Origin of the sequence: Vibrio sp. SCSIO 43097, from assembly GCF_023650755.1 — a bacterium.
Taxonomy (GTDB): domain Bacteria; phylum Pseudomonadota; class Gammaproteobacteria; order Enterobacterales; family Vibrionaceae; genus Vibrio; species Vibrio alginolyticus.
The window spans coordinates 74,312-96,196 of record NZ_CP071841.1 but is presented as its reverse complement, the minus strand read 5'-3'; the positions used below and the strand labels follow the sequence as shown (position 1 = coordinate 96,196).

Genomic DNA, 21,885 nt, shown 5'->3' with positions numbered 1-21,885 from the left:
GGTGGCTCATGAGTAATAAGCAAATAGAACATCACCTCAAAAAGGCGCTCGTTTCGAACAACGAAGCTTCGAAGGTAACAACAGACGATACAATCGTGCTAGCCAGTGCAATGACCAGCGTACACAAAACCTTGCTGGTTATCTTTTTGCTTTCCATGGTGGCTATCGCCGTGGCATCTCAGGCTCGTATCGACATTGTGGTGTCGGTGCGCGGTGAGCTATTGCTCGAATCTGACATCGAAAAAGTGCAACACCTTGAAGGCGGTATTCTAGAAGAAATGCTAGTGCGCAAAGGCGAAGTAGTTTACGAAGGTCAGCCTATTGCACGCCTTCGCTCTCTGGATAGAAACACTCAACTCGATACGGTAAACACAGAGATCATTCAGCTAGAGCTAGACAAGATTCGTTACGAAAGCCTGCGCGATATGGTGGAACCCGATTTTTCTGCCTACATCGAAAAGTACCCAGAATTAGTGCAAGTCAACATGAATACCTGGCAGCAAGAATTTTCTAAAAACCGTTCCAATGAAGAGTTGATCACCCACGACATCAATCATAAGAACTCGTTGATTGATTCAATGCTCAAGCGCCGTAAAAGCTCCGAGAACCAGCTCTCCTTGATACGCAAGCAGCTCAATATTAAGAACACCTTGTACAAAGAGGAAATGGCGTCTTACGTCGATGTTCTGAATATGCAGGTTCAAGAGTCAAACATGGTGCGTGAGATAGAAAACCTTGATGAGTCGGTCATGAATGAGCGCTTCCAACTCGACAAACTAGAGAAGCAGTACCGAGACTTGGTGGAGAATCGTAATGCCGAGTATCAAGCACAAATCATTCAAGCAAACAAGGACTTAAAGTTGAAGCGTATATTACGTCCTCAACACTCAGATAAAGTGGATCGCCTCGTGGTTTACGCCCCTATTGACGGTGTAGTAGATAAAGTGCACTTCAACTTCCGCTCCGCTGTGATACCGCCAGGTGAAAGCATCGCGGACATTGCACCGATCAATAACGCCCTTCACGGAGAGGCGAAGATCCCGCGTAAAGACATGGGTTTTGTAGAAATCGGACAAGCGGTCAAAGTGAAAATGGATACCTACAACTTTGCCAAATACGGATTTTTGGAAGGTCGAATTGCATCGATCAGCCGTTCTTCTTATGAAGAAGAAGACGCAGAATTCTATCTCGCGGAAATCCAAATCAGTCAAAACTATCTAGAGCGCGGAGGCACACAATACAAGCTGTCCCCTTATATGGAGTTTACCGCAGACGTGAAAACAGGTTCACGCCGGGTGATCGAATACGCAGCGAAGCCGGTTATGTCGGCTATCGAAGACGCATTCGATGAGAGGTGATGGATGAGTAGCAAACCTTCTTACAATATTTCCGTTCCTGTTATGCGCCTAAGCATCGCTTTCAGCTTGATGCTGGCTGCCCTCGCCTTTTATTTGTATATCTCTTGGGACAAAGTGGATTCAGTCGAGAAAGTGCAAAACGCGCCTCTTTTGGTTCAAGCTCAACAGCTCAACCAAACTATCGAGTTTGATATTCAAACGCTTCAACGCTGTTTAAGCGCACGTTATTGCAGTACAACAGAGCTTGATTTTGAGGTTCTGAAAGACGAAATTGACCAATTTAAGTCGCTCGCGTCACTCAACAAAACCGAGTTTAGCTTGGTGGGCGCGACCGAATACTCGCAGCTTGAACTGGCAATCAATCGCTTCTCAGACAGCCAAAAAACACGCGACGATGTGTTGGCACTGTACCTCTCGCTCACCAATAACTACCTACAAATGGACGACAACTACCGGACCATATTTAACAACCATGCGAGCGACCTAATGATGGAGAAAAACGAGTTCTTCATTTGGTTGTTTGTGGTCGTTGTCGTACTGGTTGGTATCGCAGTGCTATCGAACTTGGTGGCAATCCTTAAACTGAAAAAATCCAGCTCGAATGAGCGTGACATTGACCAAGAATTCGATGAGCTTTATCAAGAACTCAAACTACTGGATTTACAAAGGTTGGAAGAGTTGCTGAATGAAGTGAGCATCAATCCTAAGCAGCGTCAGATCTACTCACACCTAAAACTGATTTTCAGCAAACTCGAAGAGCAAAAACGCAATAACGATCTCTACAAGCAGCTCTATGCTCTGATTGGTTACGAGATTCGTGGCATCACCAACACCATTAACGGCGGCGTGCAATATCTCGTTCAAGAGACCGATGAGAGCGGCGTGTTGATGGCGCAAGATATAACCTCGGCTGCCAATACCCTGTCTGAATTGGCAGAGAACTACAACCGACTCATTTCACAAGGGACCGAGAGCAAATCGAAAGAGTTTTCACTGCTGAATGTACTGTCTGAATTGATGATTCACATCAGTTCAAAAGTGCAGCGAAATGAAGGTGAGCTAGACTGCTTTATCTCAGATAACTTACCAAACCGTGTTGAAGGACAATCCACCAGCTTATTCTGGGTGTTGTTCCTTCAGCTATCAAATGCCATCCAACTCAAAGCCGACAAGAAACTGTTTGTCACCATTGAATCAGGTGCGGCGTCAGACATTGAAAATACCCGCCTGACCATCAATCTAAACTTCTTAACCACGCTGGATGTGCCGCTTGCCAAGCTCAATACCCTACACTGGAGCGACCATAAACAGCACACTGCAACCAAAGACGATTTGGCGAAAAGCGTGTTGAAAGATTATGGCTATTACGAGAGCCATTGGTATCAATCGGGCAATCAGGAACGTTTTCAAATTCAGCTCGATTTGAAAGCCAAAAGCTTCCACACCGAGAAAACTCGCTTCGACAATAAGCGCCTATTACTGTGTGCCAACTCTCAGCTGCGCATTGATGTGATGAGCAAAATGTTAGTCAACTTGGGCTTAGAGATTACGCCAATTCGAACGCCGAACGAACTCTTCTCTGCGGCAAAAACCTTTGGCGAATACGATGCCATCATGCTGACCGACACGTTCGAGCCAAACAAGCTGCCCTCACTGAGCAAAACGGTGAAATCGCAACTGCGCAATCACCCGAACACCAAGTTGCTGCTCTCGGTCACTAGCACTCAGCAAGCGCAAGAGAGCCATACCTTTGTCGACAAGATTCTGAACTCCCCTGCGATTCCGTATGAGTTTATCCCCAATCTTTTAGCAATCATGGAAGCGGAAGCCTCAGAAGATCAGATGGAGAACAGCTCATTCCTGATTGTGGAAGATGACCGTGTTCAACAGATTCTACTCAAACGTATTTTGAGCAAGCAAGAATACGAAGCCGACACCGTTGGCGATGGCGCAGACGCTGTTCAGCACTTCATGAATCAGCGCTCGGACATCATTTTTATGGACTGCATCATGCCTGGCATGGGCGGTATTGAAGCAACCAAACGCATTCGACAATACGAACAAGAGAGCGGACAAAACCCTTGCACCATCATAGGCGCGACAGCATTGACCAGCAGTAATGAACACCAAGCTTGTATCGAAGCTGGAATGGATTACGTGATCAGCAAACCTTATAAAAACGACGAAATCATCAAGGTGATCAACAAGTATGTGGCGGTACAGAAACTTAACTAGCTGCGTATTGGCAGCGCTTACATTGAGCAATGCTCCTTCGGCAATGGCGACCACCTTGCTTGAGGCGGTCAAACTCGGCTTGGAAAACAATTTATCTCTGCGCGCTAGTGACAAAGGCGTGGAAGAAAACGAATACAACATCGACATTAGCCGTTCTAAGTTCCTGCCTTCTTTAAACGGTGCCGCTGATACAACATGGAATGAAAACGAGACCATATTAACGGGAACACCAGATAAACGTTCAAGCTACAACTCAAATAGCTACAGCGTGTCTTTATCGCAATCGGTGTTTAACCTTGGCGACATCTTCAAATACGGCACCGCGAAGCTGGATTTCAACATTGAGGAAATCAAACACGAGAACAAAATCCAGAGCACCATTTCTGAAATCGCGACGCAATATTTCGAATACCTCAAAAACAACGCGCAAATCAAAGCCACCCAAGTAGAACTTAAATCGTCTGAAACACGTGAGCGCCAAATGCGTCGCAACGTGGAACTTGGCAACACTGCGGCGAGCGAGTTGTATGAGGTAATTGCCCAGAAAGAAGGCATTGCCAATCGCTTAAGAACCTTAGAGAAAGACCGGCGCGTAATTTTGAACGGTTTAGAGATTCAAGTTCAATACCCAGTCACCCCATCACAAGACATCTACGAAAGTGTTCCCTTGGAGGAAATCAGCGAATCCGAACAACGTGAGATTCTTGAACAAGCTTTGAAGCTCAATAACGACTTATTGGTTGCGAAGAAAACCGTCGAGCGCAGCCGAAGAGGCTTGAAAGAAAGCGGTTCAAACTTTGTGCCGACCGTATCGCTCTCTGCCAGTTACCGTTACGACGATGCGAACAACTATGACCGAACCGACCCAACCGCAACAGGGGACAGTAACTCGACCAGCGTCGGGTTGAACTTGAATGTGCCAATTTTCTCCGGCGGTTCGGATTACTACGGTTATCAAAAATCGTCGACTGCCATCGAGCGAACCGAGCTGCTGTACCAAGATTCATTGTTCGCGACGCGCAATAGCGTTAACACCTCAGTACTCAACATTAATGACTTCTCCCGCGCCATCAGCAGTTACGAGAACATCATCCGTGCCAACTACGCTTCCTACAAAGGCATTCAACGCGCCTATCAGCTTGGTACGCGAACCATTACCGACTTACTGGCAGCGGAAAGTAAACTGTTCAGCGCGCTACGTGATTACGAGAGCGCGCGCTATGACTACATCATTGAATCGATCAATCTTGAGCAAATCAAAGGCATGCTATCGGTTCAATCTATCGAAAGCATCATGCAGTTGATGAGCGATATCGAAGGCAGAAGCAATCAAGACTTAGTTCCAAAACACCTTCTCTCTAAACCATCGATTAAGAAAGGAGGTCGCAATGCAAACTGAGCACTTTTCCCAAAAGATTAACTTTGCTGACAAGTGTTATCTGACTTTCTCAACGGTCATCTCAACACTGTTTGGTTTAGTGCTGCCCTTTTCGATTCTTATTATCTTTGACCGTGTTTTACCTAACCAAGCCAAAGACACGCTGTTTCTTCTGTTTGCCATCATCTTGATCACTATCTTCCTCGACTATCACTTAAAGAATCAGGAAGAGAAGATTTCGTCGGTGATCATGAAGCAGTTCGAAACTAACTTAACCAACAAGGTGTTTCAATCCATCTGTTTGGCTGAGATATCGAAGTTTCGTCGCCTAGAACCCGGTGAATACTTAGAGCGTATTGCCACCATTCCCGAGATTAAATCCTTCTTTGGCGGAGAATCTGTACGGGCATTGATCAACCTTGCCGTCAGCATACTGACCATTCTGATTATCGGTGTGATCAACATTTGGGCGGGAGTGACCATCTTGCTCGCCTCCATCATTTTGGCGGTGTTCGCACTGAGCCTATCTAAGCAGAAAATCAACAGCTTAGAAAACAAATCCGACATCGAAGGCTTAACTACTTCTAAAATCATCGAGATCATCTCTAGCCCACTCGATATCAAAGCGCGCAATATGGAATATCGCGTTGAGAGCTTGATGACACAAATGGTGGAAGAACGTGAAGTCGAGAACATCAAATACGAGCAAATTGAATCAAACTTCAACCTTATCTTGTCGCTCATACAACAGCTCTCCATCGCTTGTGTGGTGGTGGTTTTGGCAACGGCAGTTATCAACATGCAATCGAGCCAAGGCATCATGGCTGCCATCATCATGCTTACCAACCGCTACTTCGCGCCATACCAGCAAGTAATGCGCACGGTGAGTCGATGGGAGTTGAACAAGCTTCATATTCAACGTATCGCCGAGCTGCTTGAGCTTGCTGCATCTATAGAACAACAAAACGACACGACGGAAGTCGAGCGCATCTCGGTGAAGTATTCGGAAAAACAACGCATTGAGTTTGAACGCGGTCAGGCTTACTTGCTGACGGGGAAAAGCGGCGCAGGTAAAACCCACCTCGCCAATTGCATTACGCGGCAAAACACCGACAGCAAGCTCGATATCCAAATCAACGAGACACCGCTCGATGACGTCAACTACAACGTCTGGCGTAATAGCGTGCTCATGGTCGACAAAACCAGTTCGTTCGTCGAAGGCACCATCATCGACAACTTGACTTGTTTCCGCCCGAGCTTAAATAACACGGCATTTGCGCTTTGCGAAACCATGAACATCAAGGCACAAATCGATGCCCTTCCCGCTGGTTTTTACACCGAGCTTAAAGGACATTTACGCAACCCATTCTCGCGCCAAGTCGCTTATGCCTTGTTGTTAGTGCGTGCCTTACTCGCGAACAAACGTGTGTTGATCTTCGACGACATCGACTGTGTTTATGATGACGACTTTGCTCGATTGGTTTTGACCAGCACCGCCTATCGCGCCAACGACAAAATCCTCATCATCGTCAGCAACAAGATGGACAAACTCAATCATCGCCTCAAACGCGTCAAACTTACCGGAGGTGACCAATGAGTATTTTGGTTGATTTTAATAATGTCCCTCAGCGCTTGTTGGACTTTGAGGCTCGCAGTTATGACGAGCGATACAATGAGTCACCTTTGATTCGTGGTTTAGCTTACACCCTCATAGCGCTTGAATGGGAAGGCACACCTTCTATCCTCAGCGACGCTTTTATCCCTAAACCAAAAGACAGCGACAGTTTTATCGCTACGATTGAACGCCTTGGTTACCGTTGTGACGTCACCAAACTAAAAACGTTGGAGCACATCGAGGGGCATCCTCATCCTTGTTTTATCGAGATAGAAAACCTCACTGCGATTTTCTTGGGCACTAAAGACGGCAAACTGATCCTGTTTGATTACACAAATAACAACACCATTGAATACCCGCTCTGCAAGAAGCCGTGCTTGTTGGTCTCGATCAGCGAATACTCCCGCTTATTCCGAGAACCGCCACCTGAATCTCAAGACCGCAGTAACTGGATTAAATACGCGTTTTATCGCTACAACAATGAACTCAAAAGCCTGATTATTCTCAGCTTCGTGGTCAGCATTCTCGGCGCACTCCAGCCCTTTTTTATTATGAGTGTGTACAACTTCGCCTTAACCTCTAGCTCGCAAGCCACGCTTTATTGGCTCACGTTATTTGCTGTGATTGTTGGGTTCTCGGAATACTTTTTCAAGAAAATGCGGGTCAACATCATCGCCACATCAGGAAAGGATTTGGCGGTGCATATTTCTCAAAACGTAATATCCAAACTGTTGTGGCTTCCTTATTCGATGACATCTACCGCTGGTGTCTCTTCTCAGTTAGCACGATTGAAGGACATCGACACTTTCCGCCGTTTGGTAACCGCAGAGTCAACATTAAGCTACTTCGACATGCCGTTTGTTATCGTATTCATTATTGCCATTGCTCTTATGTCTGGTACCGCAGCGCTAGTCGTTATGGCGGGGTTGATTCTAATGTTGGTGTTCTGTGTTTATTCTCGTTACATCTACTCGCAAGCCACGTCCAAGAGCTCTCGCGCCAACGCCATGGTTTCTTACCAATGGAATGAGATTCTTCGTGGTATAAAAACCATCCAAGGCTTGCCATTATTGCGTGTTATCCAGTCCCGCTTTAGCGCATCGCATTTACAAAGCACCAACGATGCAGAACATGTTTCAGTGACTAATAGCAGGGTTCAGGCAGCAGGCGGGAGTTTGATTCAGGTTATTGGTACCGCAAGTATCGTCGCGGCCGTTATCGGCGTGATGGACGGCACCTCCGATGCAGGTGCAATGCTTGCTACCGTAATTTTAGTCTGGAAGGCGTTGGGGCCTATTATGGGCATCTACAACTCTATTTCTAAGTTCCAATCCATTAAGGCGTCTTCTGCGCAAATCAACAACCTTATGGCGATGAATGACGATAAGCTAACGTTAGAGAAAAGCCCCCCTATTCGCCTATTTCAAGGTAGTATCGTCGGCTCTGGTGTGAGCCATCGTTATAGTGGTGCGGCAACAGGCTTAACTAATCTTGGTTTTAAAATTCCACCGGGCGCAAAAGTTGTGATTTGTGGACCAACAGGTTGCGGTAAAACGACGCTCATTTCTATTATCGCTGGGCTAGAGGAACGCTATCAAGGCTCAGTTTCGGTGGACGGTTATAACATCAAACAATTCAACAGTTACCGCTATCGAACCTCGATTAACTACATCCCGTTTAACCTGCATATTTTTGAAGGCTCCTTGGAGACTAACTTCATCTTGCATAATGGGTTAATCCCAACAGAAAAAATGCGTGAAATGGTGAGTTTCTTTGAGCTCGATACATGGTTGCCACAAGGCCTGGACACTCAATTGAGCGTTGATATCTGTAAAAGTTTACCAAATGGTATTCAACAAAGACTGCGGCTCGCATTAGGGCTAGGTAACTGCGAACAATCTTTGATTATCATTGACGAGCCATTTAATGGTGCTGAGCAAGAAAACTCGCACTACTTCAAGCGGTTATTCAGCGACAAACTACTCAATAAGACCGTTATTTTCTCAACGAATGATCCGGGCATGATCTCTACATCCAATATGAGCTTAGTCTTGGAGCCAGATGGCAACTTGAAGTATTTCGGGTTAACCGATAAGTACTTAAAAAGTCTAAGTTAAGTTCGGAATGTGGTGTGGTTCATCATTCATAATTGAGCACGGTCATTGACAAAAATGTAAACGATGAGACTATTTACTCTGTAAGCGCGTACACTAAGGAATCCGATGTATACATTTGTTGCAGACAAATTGGATGTGGTTTATTTATCAACAATACCAGAAAACTACCATTTACAAGACTTCGACGTGCCTGAAGAAGAACTCGAAATTCGTGAAATTGTAGAGGTATGGTATGAGTGTGCGTTTCTTCCTGACTTTAACCTTCAACACATCGACATCGAAAACAAAACCGCATTGGTCGAGACACAAGCGCGAGTCGTAAACAACTACACAAGTACGCTCGCTTTTTTACTCAAAAGTCGTACTTATCGCGCAGCACTTAACCGATTATTGAGTGTATGGAGATTGGAGGCAGCAGCTAAAGCACAGCTTGAGCTGCTGTTACTTACGGAAGAACAGAGTAGCAAGCCAGTAAATTAATCGGCTAGGATAAGGGGCTAAAAATCTTAAACCCAACCATCGAATCGGAGACGTTTCTGCACGCGTTCAACCGCCTCTATCTGCATCTGACGAACACGCTCGTTAGACACGTTTAATAACAGGCCTATTTCCGACAAGGTTTTCACTCTCTGGTCAAATAATCCGAATCGATGGATCAAGACTTTCTGCAACTTAATTGGCAAAGTTTTAATAATATTTTCAATAGCTTGAGTAAAGCACTGGTTTTCACAGTCTTGTTGTGGATCTGGCGTATACTCACTTTCACACAGTTCAAGAACAAATGGAACGCGATGTAGGTCCGCAGTGGTCGATACATCAATAAAGCCACTAAGCGCAACAAGTTCATCTATACGCTCTGCTTTCACCCCTGAGCAGCGTGAGAGTTCAGAAATAGACAACTCCTTGCTCTCACTTTTTGACGCATCGAGCTTTTTTAAAGCCAGACTATTTATCTCTTTGCACACATGAGCAGGTAAACGTACCGTTCGGCCATTGTTCATTAATGCCGCTTCTATATTCTCGCGAATCCACCATACCGCATAAGTAGAAAAACGGTAGCCTGGCTCAGGATCGAACTTATCGACCGCTTTTATCAAACCAATATTACCTTCTTCTATTAAATCGAGCAGAGTAAAGTTATTGCCTGGCCGTTTGAGGTAGCCTTTTGCGATTTTCACAACAAGTCGAAGATTAGACTCAATCAACATTTCGCGCGCTTCTTCATCACCAGCTCGATTAAGTTTGGCGTAATGCAACTCCTCTTCACGAGACAACAAATCAATGCCCACAATATCTTTGAGATAGTGAGCATAAGGGTCTTTCCCAACTGACAACGATTCTTTCATTGACAGTTCATCCGTGACAGCTCGGAACCTAGCAAAGCATTCGTTGTTCATTCCCCGTCCTTCTCAAGCCAACTTATTTCTTATCTTCTTTAATTGTTTTTGTACAACACTGTATGCATCATGCTTTATATGCATTACTTTACACTGAGTGTAGACAGGGGTTCTGATCTTTACCAAGAAATCGCTTATCACTTTGAAACAATTACTGCTTCTATGATAAAAACGTGAGCAGGTGGGGGGTTATATATATGAAAGTGCAAGTATTTGTACGCAAATTGGCCTCAAAGAAAACAACGCAACGTGATCGTCAACGCTTACCACGTTACTCTGACTAAAACTTTGAGGCTTGAGGATGGTTTGAAGCATCAGTTGAATTAGCGAGATCTAATTCACTTGACGAAGCGCAGGTTGAAGCTGACAGTCTGTTATAACTTGGAAAACTGCACGATTCTTTCCTTCAGACTTACCTTGATACATCAACTCGTCAGCATCTTGCAAGCTCACGATGTGGGTAAACTCAGGATAGTAAGCACAGCCCAAACTGATACTCAAATGAATTGCTTGTCCGCCCAGTATAACAGGCTGATCGTAAACGGCTTTACAAAGCATATTGGCAAAATTGAGCGCTTCTCGCTCTGACAGAGAAGACGTAACGAGTGCGAACTCTTCTCCTCCAATTCTCGCCAATGTCATTCGGTCATCAGTCATCGACTTAGCGGCTTCTGCGATGGCAACTATTGCTCGGTCTCCAGCAAGGTGGCCATATCGATCATTGATTGATTTAAAATCATCAATATCAAACACCATCACCGTTAAGTTTCGCTTCAAATGATTCAGTAGCGCCAATTGCTCAATCAGGTGTCTACGGTTGTATAGCTTTGTGAGAGAATCCGTCAACGTCATCTCCAGCAATTGCTGATTGGCAATCGTTAATTGCCTTGTCCGAAGAGCAACCATACGTTTGAGGGCAAAAATATGATAAAGCGTTGCAATCGCCATAATGAAAATAGCAATAGGGAAAAGATAAAGTGGATAAACCGTTTTCACCACACTCCAACGGGTAAGGATCCGCTCACGATCCGTATCAATGACTTTTTCAAACGCTCTTGATACCTCTAAAATGGAAGTTGCACTATGCATTCCTTTAGCAATCCGAAGATCTTTACTATACAAGCTAATTGTCGGGACAAACATACCCGCTCCCGGCGTGGTTGCCATATAAAAGTTAGCAACTTGCAGGTCTGCAACAAAGTACAGCACCTTTTTATCGACGGCTGCTTGTATCATCGAATCATTGTTAATGTACTCTGCAATAGGTGCATTTGGATAATTCGTCTGAACAAACTCAGACTCGTAACTTCCTTTAACAACGCCAATTGGCAGCGTCATTTCGCCAGTTAAAACACTCCTGATATCAACCGAAAGTACATCTTTATTTACGTACAGTTTGGTTTGGATAGGCATTATGACTGCGCCAAAGTCCATATACTTCGCTCTTTCGGGCGAGTAGACAAGTCCTCCGTGAAAGTCAGCCTTACCCTCTTTTACGGCTTGTAAAGAAGCATCCCAATCCAAAAGGAGAAACTGAACGTCGATTTGGTTGTTCGCCGCGTACTCTTTCCAAAAGTCGATTAAAATACCTTTAGGTTCACCATCTGGGCTAAGGTAAGAGAACGGCTTCCACGCTTTGGAGTTAGCAACAATTAAAGAATGAGACTCTGATTTGTGCGCATGCGCCATCGGACAAATGGACAGCCACACTAGTAATAAAGAAGCACACGCTTTTTTACATTTGCAACCATAAGTACCATAACTCGTCGATGACATACCTACTTCTCACCAGTCTTTTTAAACCATAATCTCGGCTGTTTGATTAGACTAAAGATATAGTAGAGTTGCATAAGACAGGAAGTGACGCTTATTGATATGAATCTAACTTAGTAAGTTTTAGTACTTAATTGGTACTTTCAACGCCTGGTTCGCTGAAGCAGTTGAAGCAGTTGAAGCAGTTGAAGCAGTTGAAGCAGTTGAAGCAGTACATGATAAATTAGGAAAACTTATCTGGTACTAAAAAATTGACTATCATCAGTTTTGCAAACACCTAGTACCAATAAAAAAGCCCTATTCAAAATCCACCTTGGGGAGAACTTTGAATAGGGCTCTTTGCCTCTATGCTTCATTTTACGGCTGAAGCTACCTTTACCTTTTTTCGCTTTAACGACTCGTGTTTGGAACAGCTGACTGGTAACAACCGCTTTTAGCGCGTTGTCTTTGATTTCACCTCTGCCGAAGTCGGTCTCATGTTGTGAGCCACTCGGTTGAGGACTGATTTTACGCTTTGCCATAAATCCTCCTTAATGGTCGAACCAGATTGGACAATAATTATATAAATAAGTCAAATTTATAGATTTAGTTGAATTTTATGCTAAAAAACTTCACATCACCGTCATTTATTTGAAATTTAATCAAAAACATGCTGGTTAAATAGTGACTAAATACAAATATTTGTCCATAAAGCACTAATATATGTTGACTCTTCGTGGAATTAACCTAGACTCAAACACGGCTAGAAAGAAAGTTCTTTGTTTTCACATTTCGTTGGATTACTTGTAACCCGTCGTCCTGTGGTACGCAATAGCAATTTATTTTTCCACGCTATAAGCGCCGTTGAGGCGAAAGATTACATTATTTAGATATTTAGGAAATAGACATGTCTAACACAGCTACTGGCACAGTTAAGTGGTTCAACGAAACTAAAGGCTTCGGTTTCATTCAACAAGAAAACGGTCCTGACGTATTTGCTCACTTCTCTGCAATCACTGGTGACGGCTTCCGTACTCTAGTTGAAGGCCAGAAAGTAGAATTTGTTATCTCTCAAGGTCAAAAAGGCCCTCAAGCAGAGCAAATCAAAGTACTTTAATTCTTAAAGAATTTGATACGATAGCCAGCTTTTAAAGCTGGCTATTTTTTTGCCTAAAACTTATTTTGCCAACAAAACGATATAAATCTATGGCTCTTAAACCAACCATTTACAAATTTCGTATCGCCATTTCCGATATGAATAATGACTATTACGATTCTAAAAATCTAACTATCGCCCTCCACCCTTCTGAAAAGCCGCAACGAATGTTGGCTCGCATTCTAGCTTACTGTTTAAATGCTCAAAGCAATCTGGAGTTTACAAAAGGACTCTCTACGATTGAAGAGCCTGATTTATGGCATGTTGGCGATGATCAAAGCATTACTCACTGGATTGAAATTGGCGAACCAGAACCAGACAGAATTAAGAAAGCTTCTCGCCTCGCAAAGCATGTAAAAGTTTACACTTATAACACCAAAGCGGCTGTCTGGTGGGACAAAATGTCAGGAAAGTTCTCAATGCTTCCCGTCAACGTAGAGAGCTTTGACTATGACGCTATCGACTTGATTTGTCAGCACCTTGACCGAGGTACTAGCCTTTCTGTTATGATTACTGGCAGCTCAATTTTTGTTGATATCAATGATCAACATATCGAAGTAACGGTGAAGGAACTAAAAAACCATGACGTCTCTTAGTGAACTGAGTCAAGAGATGGGATTTGAAGAAATCCCCTTTGTTAAAGAACATAAAGCAGCAAAGCGACGTTGGTTAAAAGAACAGTCACAACTATTTACAAAAGTTTGTGAGAACAAACCCACAACAGCACCTACTCTTCACCTGCTTGGCCTTTTGACCAAATCACATATTGAAGCAAGTGCTAACTACGAGCAACATGCTCACTCTACCCAGCGTATGCAGCAAGTTCTGACTGACTCCTTGGGTAATGAGCACGCGGATAAGTTTACTAACCAATCTGCTGAAGACCTAATCTTAGTCACCCACCTTTGGTTATACACGCAAGGCTATTTAAATATGGATTTCAGCTTGGCGCACGATCATGCCGAGCAGACTCAAAATACATTGCAGCATGAGCTTGTCATAAAACGCATGGACGTTGATGCATTCAGAACCGAACTCATGCAAAGTTTTTATCAAGGTAAAGAAGCCCGTCCGGCTTCAGCAAGTGGCTTTTGGGGTTGGTTTAAACGTCTATTTTCCGCATAAAATACATGGTTTTATCCATTTCAAACAACTGATAGACTTCACGTTCAGTGCAACAAGCATCATGATTGCATTCTTAAAGGACAATTACCCAATGAACATCAAGGGATCATTATGAAGTTTATCCGTTGGATTTTAGGCAAGGTTATCTTATTGCTGAACGCGGTGTTCTCACCTCGTGGTATTAAGCGCACCGCAGAAGAACAGCAACGTATTGATGAAAAAGCGAAACAATACGCACTTTACCAATTTGAAGCCTGCCCTTTTTGCGTAAAGGTCCGCCGTGCAATGAAGCGTCAATCGGTGAACATTGAGCTACGTGATGCAAAAAATAACCCGACTCATCGAGCTGAACTAGAGCAAGGTGGTGGGCGAGTTAAAGTCCCTTGTCTTCGTATCGAAAAAGATGGCGAGACACAGTGGTTATACGAGTCATCTGACATCGTCGCTTACGTTGAAAAAGAATTTGCCTAAGTTCCCCCTATGAACATTGGCGGATGTAAAAGAGGCACCTAACGGTGCCTCTTTTCTATTTTTTCTAGCTAAATGTTGCCGTGCGAGCTTTCCTTATTCAGTCTTCTTGCTCAACTCCGAACTTAAACTCCACTAAGCAAATAACGGGTATGCGAGAACAACACAACGAAGATTACCGCCTAACGTCTGCGTTATTCATCCACGATCAATGTTAGCTCTACGCGCCGATTGCAAGCTTTACCACTCGCTGTCGCATTGCTGCACTTCGGTACATACTCTCCGAAGCCTCTAGAAAACACTCGTTGACGTGGAATACTCGTCGCCAATAGTTGTTTTTCTACTTCACGAGCTCGCTTTTCAGATAGCGTGTCATTGAAGCTTTCAGCTCCCGTGCTATCCGCATGACCATCAATCACGACATCAACATCAGTTCTTCCAGCCAGATAGTGACCAATGTTTCGAATCCAGTCTTGAGATTGAGCAGATAACCGTGCAGAACCCGTTTGAAAATGCACTTGCTCTTTCAAACGTATCATCAGGTGACCACCACTGAGCGTCTCGTGAGGAATGTTATGCCTGCTCAGGAACATTTCCAGAGAGGTCACGTTTTGCGACTTTTTTACTGACGCCCTCGCCGTTTGATATGAACGAGGGGAAGAAGCCACATTGGATGCGCTCGGGTATCCCCACTCTGGGTGTCTCAGCTCAGTGTTTGATTTAGGAGCTGTATCTAAAATGTTCCCACCAGGGACCATATCTTGATCGAGGCTGCTGCACCCGGCCAGAATGCCACAAACAATTAAAAACCAATGCTTCATACCATTACCAACGTAGAAAAACTCTTGTTCATTGTGTCGACAAAACACGCCGAATCTTTAGCGCTTTTGTCCACCGATTGGTTTGTCTATGCAGCGTTCATGCCACTGGAGTCAATGCAAAATCATCTCTCAAATAAAAAGCAACACTAAAATACCCTACCCTTACAGCCCATACGTCAGGCAAAGTCTGTTACCAATGGTCTCACTTTATTGTTATTTAATGGTTTTAGTCACTATCGTTAACCGATAAACTAACGCAAATTTCTCATTTAGAGCACTACTATGTTAAAAACCATATCGAAAGGCTTTGCTGTTGTTGTTGCCGTAATGGCTTTGTCGGCATGCGATAGCGGCAAGAGTCAGCCTCAGCAAGGCAAACAATACGAAGTTTTGCCAGTATCCCTTGAAGAATATGATTTAGCTCCCCTGACTGAAGCATTCTCTTTAACTTGTGGCCACTGCCGCTCAATGGAAGAGTTTGTCCCTCAAATTGAATCATTGACCGATCAAAGCGTTGAAAAAATGCATGTAACGTTCAATGAAAGTGCACAAGTGAGCGCCATCATCTTCTATACTGCCGTAATGCAGCTTGAATCAACACCAGATAAAGCGTTTATGGCAGATCTTTTTACTGCTGTGCAAATGGGTGCCGATGCAACGGCTGAGGAACGCCAAATCGCTGTTGAGAAAGCCTTTGAGTCTCGCAACCTTATCAGCCCTTACCATTTAGATGAAGCACAACAAAAAACGCTGTTTGAGTACATCACTAAGGCAGAAGCGATCACGACTCGCGGCCAAATTAACTCCGTTCCAGCCTTTATCGTAAACGGAAAATATCAAGTGATTACTGGTGGTCATGATAGCGTTGAAGCCATGGCAGAAACCATCAACTTTTTGCTAAAACAACCTAAATAGACAAGGAGATTACGTGTCTAAATTTTTGTTTCCTTTTATTATTTTTATTTTGGCGGGCTTTTTCATTTACCGTACTTGGACAAACCATAAAGTAGCAGATGAAAACTTTGCCAAAGGCCAAGCATTCTTACTAGAAAATGCGAAAAAAGAAGGCGTCATCACAACAGAAAGTGGCCTTCAATACATGGTTCTTGAAAAAGGCGAAGGTGAGGTTCACCCAACGGCAACAAGTAAAGTAAAAGTACACTACCACGGCACCTTGATTGATGGCACGGTATTCGATAGCTCTGTTAATCGTGGTGAGCCGATTTCATTTGGTCTTAACCAAGTCATTAAAGGCTGGCAAGAAGGTCTACAATACATGGTAGAAGGTGAGAAAATCCGCCTTTTCGTACCAAGCACGCTTGGCTATGGTAAGAGTGGCTCTGGCCCAATTCCACCAGCAAGTGTTTTGATCTTTGATGTTGAACTGCTAGAAATTCAATAAATCTAGAAAGCTTTATCTTAAAGCCAAAGTATCAAAACCAAAAACGCCGCGAACCACGCGGCGTTTTCTGTTTTAAGAGAGGTTAAAAACCAATATAGTGATCCGAAAGCAATGCAATGAACAACGCCAAAAGATGATATATAGAGAATTTAAACGTCTCCATCGCGGTATTTGGCTCTGGTGCATATTTTAGCTTCCATGCATGGTACATAAAGCCAGCATTGAGTAGTAGCGAGGCAAAAAGATACACCACGCCGACCATACCAACCAAAACCGGTAGGACACAAACCAAAGTCAATAGCACCGTATACAACAGAATAGAAGTTTTGGTGTACTCAATGCCGTGTGTCACTGGCAGCATGGGAATATCTACCTTGCGGTAATCCTCGACACGATGAATAGCCAGAGCCCAAAAATGTGGTGGCGTCCAGATAAAAATGATCATCACGAGCAGCCAAGCATTCGCATGTAATTGCCCTGTTACAGCAGTCCAACCGAGAAGAGGCGGCATCGCACCGGCAATCCCTGCAATGACGATATTTTGGGGCGTAGCACGTTTGAGGTACATTGTGTATACCATCGCATAGCCGAGCAAACTCATCAAAGTCAACCATGCCGTCAGCGGGTTGACCATCGCATAGAGAAGTACAAACCCTAAGACACCTAAAACTGTAGCGAAGGCTATCACCGATGATGGTTTAGTCTCACCCGATGGCAATGGTCGTTTGTGTGTACGTGCCATTCTAGCATCAATTCGGCGGTCAATTAGATGATTAAACGCTGCCGCAGACCCTGCCATCAGACCAATCCCCGTTAGGCCAACTACCGCCTGCAACCAGGGGAAATCATCAACCGGGGCTAAGCTCATCCCTACTACTGCCGTCACCAACATTAACGCCACCACTTTAGGTTTCGTTAACTTCAAATAAACTGAACTTAGTCGCTTTCGCCCATTTAACGACAGCGCGATTTCTTTACTCATAGCGAACTCCTTTCGCGGTGTAATTCCAAGCCGTTTTACCCTGCCACAAGTAAAACTGGCTAACACAAACGAGACTCAACATAACAGCGGCACCAAGGTTGTGCGCCACCGCGACATAGATAGGAAGTTGAAATACTACGTTGCTTACACCCAGCATAATTTGGCACACCAGAGTGAATAACAACCACCCTCCGATTCTCTGTGAATGATGAGAATCTTGCCTCATAAGCCCAATACTATAAGCCAATACCACGGTGGCGGTAACAATAGCACCTATACGATGAGTGACGTGTATAGTCATTCTTGCCGGATACTCCAAGACACCAAATTCATAATTCTCGAATCCAGTTTGCCAGAAAGAAAACGCTTCTTTCCATGAGAGATGGCTCATCCAGTCTCCCTCACAAATCGGCAGTGTGGTACACATCAGCGCAGCATAATTTGACGAAGTCCATCCTCCAAGGAGCACTTGCACCAAAACAACCAGGAAAACCAACAATGAAAAGCCTCTCAGAGAGCTAGAAGATGGAGAGAAATAGAGATTGTTTTGCGCTTTTAATTGGCAGTAAAAAATCGCCTGTAACGCCAATAAAACAAAACCACCGAGCAAGTGAAGCATCACGATGACGGGCATTAATTTAAGAGTAACTGTCCACATTCCCAAAAGTGCCTGCCCAATCACCAATACGCTGAGCAACATCGGAATGGTTGAATTTACACGCTCAGACCTTATTGATATCGCTGCCATCGCAAAAATGACTAAACCTAACGTTCCTGCAAAATAGCGATGAATCATCTCAAGCCATGCTTTCTCATGCTCTACTGCCCGCTCGGGGAAGTTCAGGTTAGCACGTATGACGTCTTCTTCTTGATGCGGCACAGAAAAGTGCCCATAACAACCAGGCCAGTCCGGGCAACCTAACCCTGCATCTGAAAGGCGAGTATATGCCCCTAGCATGATCACCACGAGAGTTAGGAGCAAACTGAATCTAACCAACTGAATTAATTTCATATGCACTTCCTCTAACCGACTCGTGACAGTTTTAAGAGCTTGCGTAAGTCCGCCAACATACCTTTATTCATTAGGACTAAGTCCTCATTTGGTTTCGGCGAGTAAGACATCACCAGTTGCCCAAGAGGATCAACGATCAACATTTGCCCAGGTTTCACTTTAGCGGTAACCAATTCATTCATTTGCATCGCTAACATCGATACTTCCATGGGATCTGAATGCTCAGTCTGCCAAACGACTGGCACTACTCGCTCTTGATACTTACCTAAAGCAACATGGCTTTGCTGAAGCAGGTAAAGCTGCTGTTTACACTGTTCAGTGCATTCGTTAGGCAATACATAAGCGAGTTGCCAACCATGGTCTTTGAGAGGTGACTCTTGACCAAGCTGCTCTAACGTCGTGTATGGTTCGACTAACTCGCCTCTATTGGTCACTCCGCTTTGATACCACCCTTGTGTGAGAATGACTTTTGCAATGACAGCGGGAAGCGCGAACGTACAAACCAGCGCAATCAACATTAGTCGTCCTTTGGTTACTTTAGATGTCATGCTTCACCTCCATGTGACGCAACTTTTTTTGCCAACGAACAAAAACAATTAAAGTCAGTAATAAGAAAACACCTGCCATCGAAAACCATTGAATCGAATAGCCGAAATGTTTGGCACTATTGAGTGGCAATGGATTCCAAGGAAAGTCATAGGGCCAACGAGTTAAATTGTCTGGCTGCAAGACTGCGGGCATAAGTTCAATATTCAGTAGCTGATTCAATTGCGCGATGTTTAGGTTTTGCACGCGAATAACATCGCCAACTTCCGGCATTAACTCTGAGCTCAGTGGATTAGTAGATTTTCGGTACAGGCGTCCTGTGATGAAAATCGAATTATCGAGTTTGGTGACCGTTGGTAACATTGAGCGATCTGCTCTTCCCTCGACAAAACCAAGCTCCAATAACGCATAGGTACTAGGCTCATCGCTCGTCAATACAATCTGAAATGCTAAATATCCCACACTGCCTTGATGCGTTTGGTTGTCTAACAAAATTACGGGAAACGCCTGAGGAACAACATTAACTTCCACTTTTTTCCCGAGGATACTTTCCTCTCGCCAGTCGTTGTCTTCAAGAACGACGCTTAGTGCTTGGTACGCACTATCCGCACGCGCGAGAATGGCTTGTTCCAATGCTTGTTTTTCTTGCCCTCTCTCAAACTGCCAAAAACCCAGTTTGACCAAAAGAGAAAACACAACCACAGTTAAACCAACTGCAACCCAAAACCGTTTCGATAGCCATAATTGTCTTGATAACAACAATGATGAAACCGGAGGTGCCATGTCCACCGTATTTCTATTCAAACTGACGCTTGTCCTTTTGCTGCTTTTCATTATCTTCAACCTCGCAAAAGCGCTTATCGAAATGGTTCGTGAAGACCCAGATAATCCTGAAAAAAGAGACAAACCCATGAGTCATTACTTAGGCCGTCGAGTCATGTTCTCCGCTTTGGTGGTCGTCCTTTTGCTTATTGCGCTCAGCTCGGGTTGGCTAGCACCAAACCCTCGCCCTTATTAGTCGAACCAAGAGTTCACACTGCGCCTAAAGTACGTAAACAAACACAAACAGACATAACCAAACCACATCCACGAAATGCCAATACCAGCTGCCGGCTTGAAAGGCAAAATGGTTCTTTGGCGAAAAGTGATCTTTAGCGATTCTGAACAGCAGCACGATTAAGAAGATAGTCCCAAGACAAACGTGTAAACCGTGGAATCCCGTCAACATGAAGAACGTGTTACCGTAAATACCGGACTGCAACGTGAGCCCTATGTCTTGATAAGCATGAATATACTCAACCGCTTGGTAATATAGGAAAAAGCCAGCAAGTACGATGGTTATCTCTAACCAAACAATCAGTGCCGTTCTTTTGTCTTGTTCAAGGCTTATATGCGCCATATGTAGCGTAATAGACGACAATAGCAGCAAGATAGTATTGGTAAGGGGTATGCCCTGCCACGGCATAGCTTGTGTTGTTTCTCCCCCCGGTGTCAGTGTGAGTGGCCACATCGCTTCGAAGGTTGGCCACAGGACTTCGTTGGTCATGAAGTTATTATCTGCCCCACCTAACCAAGGCACAGAAATCATTCTGGCGTAAAACAAGGCACCAAAAAAGGCACCAAAAAACATCACTTCAGAAAAGATAAACCAGCTCATTCCTTGGCGAAAAGAACGAGTAATTTGCGAGCTGTATTTTCCACTCAGTGATTCAGTAATCACATTACTAAACCAACCAGCCAACATGTAAAGCAAGAACAAGAAGCCCACCGCTAGCACAATGCCACCAATGGTTCCCACTGCACCGTCACTTTGTGTCCCCTGGACGGTCATGCCTGCGCCAACAGCAACCAAAAACAGAGCAAATGCACCGATGATCGGCCAGCTACTTTGAGCGGGAACATAATATGTTCCTGGCTTGTTACTCATAATTTCTCTCCTTACTGACCAACCTTGGTCTGTATCTCTCTCCCTGAGTGGCTAAGAGCCTGTAGGAGGGGGAAGTTTATAGAGTGTGTAAGACAGCGTTAACGTGTGTATAGACTCCGGCAAGTCCGGTTCGATATAAAAAATCAACGGCATTTGAGCTTGCTGTTTACCATCCAGAGGCTGCTGGTTAAAGCAAAAACACTCAATCTTATTGAAGTAAGCAGCTCCAGTCCCGGGAGAAACAGAAGGAACGGCTTGCCCCACCAACTTCTGCCCACTTTCATTAAATGCAAGGTATTCAGTTCGCACAACTTCACCTGGGTGAACATCCATCGAAATCACTTTGGGTCTAAACTCCCAAGGCATATCTGGGCTTACATGCGCCATAAACTCCACGCGAATAGTTCGGCTCATGTCCGGCTGCATACCTGTCGGTTGAATGGCGGCCACTTCACTTGTCTTTCCATTGATTCCCAATGCGTCGCACATCACGTCATAAAGTGGGACCAGTGCATAGCCGAAGCCAAACATTAACAGGGTCGCCAAAAGCAACTTCACTGTGAGCTTCTTGTTTGATGGATTCGGTTTCATGTC

At 44.4% G+C, this 21,885-nt stretch carries 23 protein-coding genes; 13 read left to right on the top strand and 10 right to left on the bottom strand.

Annotated elements, in window-relative coordinates:
- Positions 1–8: 8 nt before the first annotated feature.
- The 6 genes from J4N40_RS16860 to J4N40_RS16835 all read left to right on the top strand — a co-directional run bounded on the left by J4N40_RS16860 (position 9) and on the right by J4N40_RS16835 (position 9,183).
- On the top strand, positions 9–1,358 hold the full coding sequence (locus J4N40_RS16860; RefSeq protein WP_250654596.1) for an HlyD family type I secretion periplasmic adaptor subunit: 1,350 nt from the start codon (positions 9–11) through the stop codon (positions 1,356–1,358).
- Between the two features lie 3 nt (positions 1,359–1,361).
- The gene (locus J4N40_RS16855; protein ID WP_250654595.1) at positions 1,362–3,593 is read left to right on the top strand and encodes an ATP-binding response regulator; all 2,232 of its coding nucleotides are present in this window, start codon (positions 1,362–1,364) and stop codon (positions 3,591–3,593) included.
- Positions 3,568–4,992, top strand: a complete 1,425-nt coding sequence (locus J4N40_RS16850; RefSeq protein ID WP_062730940.1) for a TolC family protein — start codon at positions 3,568–3,570, stop codon at positions 4,990–4,992. The genes J4N40_RS16855 and J4N40_RS16850 overlap by 26 nt, the downstream gene beginning before the upstream one ends.
- Positions 4,982–6,568 (top strand): ATP-binding cassette domain-containing protein, encoded by a 1,587-nt coding sequence (locus J4N40_RS16845; RefSeq protein ID WP_005389021.1) that lies wholly within the window; start codon positions 4,982–4,984, stop codon positions 6,566–6,568. The genes J4N40_RS16850 and J4N40_RS16845 overlap by 11 nt, the downstream gene beginning before the upstream one ends.
- On the top strand, positions 6,565–8,703 hold the full coding sequence (locus J4N40_RS16840) for an ATP-binding cassette domain-containing protein (protein ID WP_053350479.1): 2,139 nt from the start codon (positions 6,565–6,567) through the stop codon (positions 8,701–8,703). The genes J4N40_RS16845 and J4N40_RS16840 overlap by 4 nt, the downstream gene beginning before the upstream one ends.
- Before the next feature lie 105 nt (positions 8,704–8,808).
- The gene (locus J4N40_RS16835) at positions 8,809–9,183 is read left to right on the top strand and encodes a hypothetical protein (protein ID WP_064369162.1); all 375 of its coding nucleotides are present in this window, start codon (positions 8,809–8,811) and stop codon (positions 9,181–9,183) included.
- Positions 9,184–9,209: 26 nt separating this feature from the next.
- On the opposite strand, the gene J4N40_RS16830 is transcribed toward J4N40_RS16835, so the two are convergent.
- The 3 genes from J4N40_RS16830 to J4N40_RS16820 form a co-directional block, all read right to left on the bottom strand.
- Complete coding sequence (locus tag J4N40_RS16830; protein ID WP_025768458.1) at positions 9,210–10,100, bottom strand: sigma-70 family RNA polymerase sigma factor; 891 nt, start codon at positions 10,098–10,100, stop codon at positions 9,210–9,212.
- Positions 10,101–10,433: 333 nt separating this feature from the next.
- A complete protein-coding gene (locus J4N40_RS16825; protein WP_171345462.1) occupies positions 10,434–11,876 on the bottom strand; it encodes a transporter substrate-binding domain-containing diguanylate cyclase in 1,443 nt (480 codons plus the stop codon).
- 230 nt (positions 11,877–12,106) lie between these two features.
- Positions 12,107–12,394 carry an alternative ribosome-rescue factor A gene (locus J4N40_RS16820; RefSeq protein WP_171345463.1) on the bottom strand — a complete coding sequence of 96 codons (288 nt, stop codon included), beginning with the start codon at positions 12,392–12,394 and terminating at the stop codon, positions 12,107–12,109.
- Positions 12,395–12,759: 365 nt separating this feature from the next.
- Here J4N40_RS16820 and J4N40_RS16815 point away from each other — a divergent pair, with 365 nt between their 5' ends.
- From J4N40_RS16815 to J4N40_RS16800, 4 genes are all read left to right on the top strand, one after another.
- Complete coding sequence (locus J4N40_RS16815) at positions 12,760–12,969, top strand: cold-shock protein (protein WP_005375625.1); 210 nt, start codon at positions 12,760–12,762, stop codon at positions 12,967–12,969.
- An 89-nt stretch (positions 12,970–13,058) separates the two neighbouring features.
- Positions 13,059–13,604, top strand: a complete 546-nt coding sequence (locus tag J4N40_RS16810) for a YaeQ family protein (RefSeq protein WP_005375627.1) — start codon at positions 13,059–13,061, stop codon at positions 13,602–13,604.
- Positions 13,591–14,133 (top strand): hypothetical protein, encoded by a 543-nt coding sequence (locus tag J4N40_RS16805; RefSeq protein WP_005375629.1) that lies wholly within the window; start codon positions 13,591–13,593, stop codon positions 14,131–14,133. Before J4N40_RS16810 ends, J4N40_RS16805 begins: the two co-directional genes overlap by 14 nt.
- Before the next feature lie 111 nt (positions 14,134–14,244).
- On the top strand, positions 14,245–14,604 hold the full coding sequence (locus tag J4N40_RS16800) for a glutaredoxin family protein (RefSeq protein WP_005375631.1): 360 nt from the start codon (positions 14,245–14,247) through the stop codon (positions 14,602–14,604).
- Between the two features lie 191 nt (positions 14,605–14,795).
- Here J4N40_RS16800 and J4N40_RS16795 read toward each other — a convergent pair whose 3' ends face one another.
- A complete protein-coding gene (locus J4N40_RS16795) occupies positions 14,796–15,422 on the bottom strand; it encodes an OmpA family protein (RefSeq protein ID WP_025768460.1) in 627 nt (208 codons plus the stop codon).
- A gap of 282 nt (positions 15,423–15,704) precedes the next feature.
- Between J4N40_RS16795 and J4N40_RS16790 the strand changes: the two genes are divergently transcribed.
- Both J4N40_RS16790 and bamJ read left to right on the top strand, forming a co-directional pair.
- A complete protein-coding gene (locus J4N40_RS16790) occupies positions 15,705–16,337 on the top strand; it encodes a thiol:disulfide interchange protein DsbA/DsbL (RefSeq protein WP_005375635.1) in 633 nt (210 codons plus the stop codon).
- A 13-nt stretch (positions 16,338–16,350) separates the two neighbouring features.
- On the top strand, positions 16,351–16,824 hold the full coding sequence (gene bamJ / locus J4N40_RS16785; protein WP_171345464.1) for a BamJ family beta-barrel-assembly machinery protein: 474 nt from the start codon (positions 16,351–16,353) through the stop codon (positions 16,822–16,824).
- Between the two features lie 82 nt (positions 16,825–16,906).
- Here the strand turns inward: bamJ and cyoE are convergent, their stop codons facing one another.
- Genes cyoE through J4N40_RS16765 form a run of 4 tightly spaced genes read right to left on the bottom strand, consistent with a single transcriptional unit; the run spans position 16,907 to position 20,147 of the window.
- Complete coding sequence (cyoE, locus tag J4N40_RS16780) at positions 16,907–17,806, bottom strand: heme o synthase (RefSeq protein WP_005385222.1); 900 nt, start codon at positions 17,804–17,806, stop codon at positions 16,907–16,909.
- A complete protein-coding gene (locus J4N40_RS16775; protein WP_033906821.1) occupies positions 17,799–18,818 on the bottom strand; it encodes a COX15/CtaA family protein in 1,020 nt (339 codons plus the stop codon). The genes cyoE and J4N40_RS16775 overlap by 8 nt, the downstream gene beginning before the upstream one ends.
- A gap of 11 nt (positions 18,819–18,829) precedes the next feature.
- The gene (locus J4N40_RS16770; protein WP_033906820.1) at positions 18,830–19,366 is read right to left on the bottom strand and encodes a redox-active disulfide-containing membrane protein; all 537 of its coding nucleotides are present in this window, start codon (positions 19,364–19,366) and stop codon (positions 18,830–18,832) included.
- The gene (locus J4N40_RS16765; protein ID WP_199267669.1) at positions 19,356–20,147 is read right to left on the bottom strand and encodes an SURF1 family protein; all 792 of its coding nucleotides are present in this window, start codon (positions 20,145–20,147) and stop codon (positions 19,356–19,358) included. Before J4N40_RS16765 ends, J4N40_RS16770 begins: the two co-directional genes overlap by 11 nt.
- Here J4N40_RS16765 and J4N40_RS16760 point away from each other — a divergent pair.
- Positions 20,146–20,382: a DUF2909 domain-containing protein gene (locus J4N40_RS16760; RefSeq protein WP_005375504.1), complete on the top strand. Its 237-nt coding sequence runs from the start codon at positions 20,146–20,148 to the stop codon at positions 20,380–20,382. The genes J4N40_RS16765 and J4N40_RS16760 overlap by 2 nt on opposite strands.
- Before the next feature lie 24 nt (positions 20,383–20,406).
- Here J4N40_RS16760 and J4N40_RS16755 read toward each other — a convergent pair whose 3' ends face one another.
- Positions 20,407–21,291: a cytochrome c oxidase subunit 3 gene (locus J4N40_RS16755; protein ID WP_171344122.1), complete on the bottom strand. Its 885-nt coding sequence runs from the start codon at positions 21,289–21,291 to the stop codon at positions 20,407–20,409.
- A 51-nt stretch (positions 21,292–21,342) separates the two neighbouring features.
- Complete coding sequence (locus J4N40_RS16750) at positions 21,343–21,882, bottom strand: cytochrome c oxidase assembly protein (protein WP_158173150.1); 540 nt, start codon at positions 21,880–21,882, stop codon at positions 21,343–21,345.
- Positions 21,883–21,885 lie beyond the last annotated feature (3 nt).

What these genes read in the sequence shown, in the direction of transcription:
- J4N40_RS16760 (WP_005375504.1), top strand. Translation starts at nt 20,146, where the DNA reads ATGTCCACCGTATTTCTATTCAAACTGACGCTTGTCCTTTTGCTGCTT.
- J4N40_RS16825 (WP_171345462.1), bottom strand. Translation starts at nt 11,876, where the DNA reads ATGTCATCGACGAGTTATGGTACTTATGGTTGCAAATGTAAAAAAGCG.
- J4N40_RS16820 (WP_171345463.1), bottom strand. Translation starts at nt 12,394, where the DNA reads ATGGCAAAGCGTAAAATCAGTCCTCAACCGAGTGGCTCACAACATGAG.
- J4N40_RS16830 (WP_025768458.1), bottom strand. Translation starts at nt 10,100, where the DNA reads ATGAACAACGAATGCTTTGCTAGGTTCCGAGCTGTCACGGATGAACTG.
- J4N40_RS16805 (WP_005375629.1), top strand. Translation starts at nt 13,591, where the DNA reads ATGACGTCTCTTAGTGAACTGAGTCAAGAGATGGGATTTGAAGAAATC.
- J4N40_RS16795 (WP_025768460.1), bottom strand. Translation starts at nt 15,422, where the DNA reads ATGAAGCATTGGTTTTTAATTGTTTGTGGCATTCTGGCCGGGTGCAGC.
- cyoE (WP_005385222.1), bottom strand. Translation starts at nt 17,806, where the DNA reads ATGAGTAAAGAAATCGCGCTGTCGTTAAATGGGCGAAAGCGACTAAGT.
- J4N40_RS16815 (WP_005375625.1), top strand. Translation starts at nt 12,760, where the DNA reads ATGTCTAACACAGCTACTGGCACAGTTAAGTGGTTCAACGAAACTAAA.
- J4N40_RS16750 (WP_158173150.1), bottom strand. Translation starts at nt 21,882, where the DNA reads ATGAAACCGAATCCATCAAACAAGAAGCTCACAGTGAAGTTGCTTTTG.
- J4N40_RS16790 (WP_005375635.1), top strand. Translation starts at nt 15,705, where the DNA reads ATGTTAAAAACCATATCGAAAGGCTTTGCTGTTGTTGTTGCCGTAATG.
- J4N40_RS16835 (WP_064369162.1), top strand. Translation starts at nt 8,809, where the DNA reads ATGTATACATTTGTTGCAGACAAATTGGATGTGGTTTATTTATCAACA.
- J4N40_RS16855 (WP_250654595.1), top strand. Translation starts at nt 1,362, where the DNA reads ATGAGTAGCAAACCTTCTTACAATATTTCCGTTCCTGTTATGCGCCTA.
- J4N40_RS16850 (WP_062730940.1), top strand. Translation starts at nt 3,568, where the DNA reads ATGTGGCGGTACAGAAACTTAACTAGCTGCGTATTGGCAGCGCTTACA.
- J4N40_RS16810 (WP_005375627.1), top strand. Translation starts at nt 13,059, where the DNA reads ATGGCTCTTAAACCAACCATTTACAAATTTCGTATCGCCATTTCCGAT.
- J4N40_RS16840 (WP_053350479.1), top strand. Translation starts at nt 6,565, where the DNA reads ATGAGTATTTTGGTTGATTTTAATAATGTCCCTCAGCGCTTGTTGGAC.
- J4N40_RS16765 (WP_199267669.1), bottom strand. Translation starts at nt 20,147, where the DNA reads ATGGCACCTCCGGTTTCATCATTGTTGTTATCAAGACAATTATGGCTA.
- J4N40_RS16845 (WP_005389021.1), top strand. Translation starts at nt 4,982, where the DNA reads ATGCAAACTGAGCACTTTTCCCAAAAGATTAACTTTGCTGACAAGTGT.
- J4N40_RS16800 (WP_005375631.1), top strand. Translation starts at nt 14,245, where the DNA reads ATGAAGTTTATCCGTTGGATTTTAGGCAAGGTTATCTTATTGCTGAAC.
- J4N40_RS16755 (WP_171344122.1), bottom strand. Translation starts at nt 21,291, where the DNA reads ATGAGTAACAAGCCAGGAACATATTATGTTCCCGCTCAAAGTAGCTGG.
- J4N40_RS16770 (WP_033906820.1), bottom strand. Translation starts at nt 19,366, where the DNA reads ATGACATCTAAAGTAACCAAAGGACGACTAATGTTGATTGCGCTGGTT.
- J4N40_RS16775 (WP_033906821.1), bottom strand. Translation starts at nt 18,818, where the DNA reads ATGAAATTAATTCAGTTGGTTAGATTCAGTTTGCTCCTAACTCTCGTG.
- J4N40_RS16860 (WP_250654596.1), top strand. Translation starts at nt 9, where the DNA reads ATGAGTAATAAGCAAATAGAACATCACCTCAAAAAGGCGCTCGTTTCG.